At 69.4% G+C, this 2,956-nt stretch carries 4 protein-coding genes; 3 read left to right on the top strand and 1 reads right to left on the bottom strand.

Features of this window, described 5'->3' with window-relative positions; translation table 11 throughout:
• Positions 1-218, top strand: a 218-nt coding sequence (locus tag HUA78_RS45560) for a transposase (RefSeq protein WP_174478401.1), incomplete at its 5' end; no start/stop codon positions are given.
• A 99-nt stretch (positions 219-317) separates the two neighbouring features.
• On the opposite strand, the gene HUA78_RS45555 is transcribed toward HUA78_RS45560, so the two are convergent.
• Complete coding sequence (locus HUA78_RS45555; RefSeq protein WP_174479111.1) at positions 318-1,316, bottom strand: M28 family peptidase; 999 nt, start codon at positions 1,314-1,316, stop codon at positions 318-320.
• On the opposite strand from HUA78_RS45555, the gene HUA78_RS45550 reads away from it, so the two are divergent.
• Together HUA78_RS45550 and HUA78_RS47965 are read left to right on the top strand one after the other, a co-directional pair.
• The gene (locus HUA78_RS45550) at positions 1,220-1,978 is read left to right on the top strand and encodes a protein kinase (RefSeq protein WP_256434387.1); all 759 of its coding nucleotides are present in this window, start codon (positions 1,220-1,222) and stop codon (positions 1,976-1,978) included. The two genes, HUA78_RS45555 and HUA78_RS45550, sit on opposite strands and share 97 nt — an antisense overlap.
• A 21-nt stretch (positions 1,979-1,999) precedes the next feature.
• The gene (locus HUA78_RS47965) at positions 2,000-2,851 is read left to right on the top strand and encodes a transposase (protein WP_371745823.1); all 852 of its coding nucleotides are present in this window, start codon (positions 2,000-2,002) and stop codon (positions 2,849-2,851) included.
• Positions 2,852-2,956 lie beyond the last annotated feature (105 nt).

Below are 2,956 nucleotides of genomic sequence, written 5' to 3'. Positions count from 1 at the left end.
CGTGGTTGAGCGAGGCTCGTGCGTGCGGAGTACGCGCGGTGGAAACCTTTGCGGAGGGCCTCGAAAAGGATGGCGATGCCGTCCGGGCTGCCCTGACCTCTCCCTGGAGCAACGCCCAGGCCGAGGGTCAAATCACGAAGCTCAAGCTCCTCAAGCGTCAGATGTATGGCCGCGCCAACTTCGACCTATTGCGTCGTCGAGTGCTGCTCACCGTCTGAACCTACGGTCCACACGAAGTGCGGGAGAGCCACGGAACCGGGCCACGCCCAGGCACCGCGAGTGGACTGACGCCGAGTTGCTCAGGAGGACGTTCGACTTCACTGCGCGGGGGAGGGGCTTCCGGCCAACGTCCTCACAGCGGCATACACCCCTTGGACAGCCTGGGCCATGCGCGCGTAGTCGAGCGTGTCCCACGTGTCCCCCGCCTCGTGGTAGCGCGGGTTCCGGAAGAACGCCGTGTCCGTCACCATGACGGCCCGGTAGCCCTGCGCCCAGAAGCTGCCGTGGTCCGAGAAGTCCACCCCCTCCAGCGCCCGGGGCGCGCTCAGCGACTCCACCGGCAAGGGGCTCGCCCCCCGCATCGCCTCCGCCACGGTGTCCGTAAGCCCGCCGTCCCCCGGCGTGCCCACCACGCCGATGAAGTGGCCCGTGTCCGGGTACTTCAGCTTCAGCGCCGCCAGTGGATACTCCTGGCTGCCCGGCACGTCGGTGAAGTGGCCCAGCATCTCCAGCGCCACCATGGCGCGCACCCGCACCCCCGCCTCCTTCAACGAGCGCGCATGCACCGCGCTGCCCATGTTCCCCGTGCGGAAGTGCGGCGGCTCCTCCAGCGTGTAGGCCACCAGGTCCACCCGCAGGAGCGGCGGCTGGCGGCCCAGCCGCGCCGCCAGCTCCAGCAGCCCCGCCACCCCGCTGGCGTTGTCGTCCGCTCCGGGCGTGCCTCGCGCCGAGTCGTAGTGCGCGCCGACCACGATGCGCTCACCGTCCTCCGGCCCGAAGCGCGCGATGACGTTGCGGTAGTCCCGGCCGTCCACCCGGAAGTGCTGCGACTCCACGTGCCCTCCCGCCCGCGCCAGGTGGCCGGCGATGTAGTCCGCCGCGCGCTCCAGGTTCTCCGGGTGCCGCGAGTCCCTCGGGTGGAACGTCTCCGACAGCATGCGCACGTGCGCCCTCAGGCGCTCCACCTCCGTTTCCGCGGCAGGGCGGTGGACCGCGGGCGCTGGGGCGGTGGCGGGCGGCTGGCCCCACCTCCACGCCAGGCCGAGGCTCGCCGCCAGCACGGCGGCCCCCACTCCCATCCACGCGCGTCTTCGCATCACGTGCTCCCTCCCGCCGGGCAGGCGTCCGCAAGTGCCCGGCTATATCCAGCTTCGACCCTCCAAGCAGGGGCGAAGTTCCGAGGAGAAACGGAGCGGCTGGACAGGGAGGCATGGGGCAGGTCTTCCGCGCCCGGGACTCGGTTCTGCATCGCCACGTCGCTCTCAAGTTCATGCAGCCGCTCGCGGAGCTCTCGGGGCTGGCGCTCACCTCGCGGCTCAAAGTGGAGGCGCGGGCCATCGCCCGGCTCGACCACGAGAACATCATCCGTGTCTTCGATGTCTCGGAATGGCGGCGCGGCCCCTCCTCCGTCGTCCCCTTCCTTGTGATGGAGTGCCTGGAGGGAAAACCCCTCTCCACGCGCCTGCACGAGGGCGCCCTGGAGTGGGACGAGGCCGTGGCCACCTTCCGCGACGTGCTCGCCGGGCTGGCACATGCCCATGCACAACAGGTCATCCACCGGGACCTCAAGCCGAGCAATGTCTTCATCCTGCCGGGGGCGCGCCAGGCTGCTCGACTTCGCCCTCGCGCAAGACCGCCTTCCAGTGGCTCTACCACGCGGGCTCGCCTGCCTACATGGCCCCGGAGCAGTGGCTGGATGCACCGCACGACGAGAGAACCGACCCGTGAGCCGCCGGGTTCTTGTTCTACCTGCTGCTGACCTGGCAGCACCCCTGTCCCCATGACTCGATGGAGGAGCTGCGCGCATGGGCGCTTTCCTCCACACCGCTGCCCTCGGTCAGCCACCACCGCCCGGAGCTCTCTCCCGAAGTGGATGTCCTTCTTGCGCAAGGCCATGGCCCGGGAGCCTGCGCGCCGCTTCCAATCCGCCCAGGACCTTTTGGAGGCGCTGCGGACATTCGAACGACGGCGGGAGGCCCCACCGCCGCCCCGGCGCGCCCAGGTCACCTTCGTCAGCTTCCTCATGGCGCGCCCCGAGGAGTCACTTGATGACGAGGCGCTCGGGGAATTGCAGGACGGCTTCCAGAAGGACTGCGCGCAGCACCTCGGGCAGCATGGCGGCGCGGTGCTGCAGTGCATGGGCGACGAGGTGCTGGGAGCGCGGCCTGGGCAGGCGTGTGCCCCAAGGAGGCTCAAGCGGCCTGTCCATCGGCCGGGAGCATCTCTCGGGCGGCCCCGTCTGCGGCCCTCCTCGGCCCGTCTGCACCCTCCCTCCCCCTCAACAGCGCCCCCTTCCCTCCTATGCGCACCAGGATGCCTCGGGCGGAAAAGGGGGCTCCGAAGCAATGCTTTGGGGCGTTCTCGAGGAGGTTTCTCAACAAACGTTCACGCCGTCACAACGACGAGCGGTAAGCCGCTCCACCTCGCGCTGACGCAGGGGCAGCAGCACGAGTCCACGATGGCTCAGGAGCTTCTCGTGCATGCCGAGGGCGGTGCCTTCATCGTGGACACGGGCTATGACGCCGACCGCATCCGCCCCGGTGTCCGGAAGCTTGGGATGAAGCCGGTCATCCATTCCAACCTGTGCCGGAAGCGGCGGCTGCCGTTGGACTGCGTATTCCGGTCATGGTGAGCACTCGTTCCGGCTCAAGCCGAGCAGCGATTCCGGCTGGTGGCGAGCGGTCGGAGCGTCAGCGACGCTGGGTGGTTCATCCCTTGGCCTGCTTCCGACCCTTCG

The organism is Myxococcus sp. CA033 (genome assembly GCF_013336625.1).
GTDB lineage: Bacteria > Myxococcota > Myxococcia > Myxococcales > Myxococcaceae > Myxococcus > Myxococcus llanfairpwllgwyngyllgogerychwyrndrobwllllantysiliogogogochensis.
This window is presented reverse-complemented; position numbering and strand designations above follow the sequence as displayed.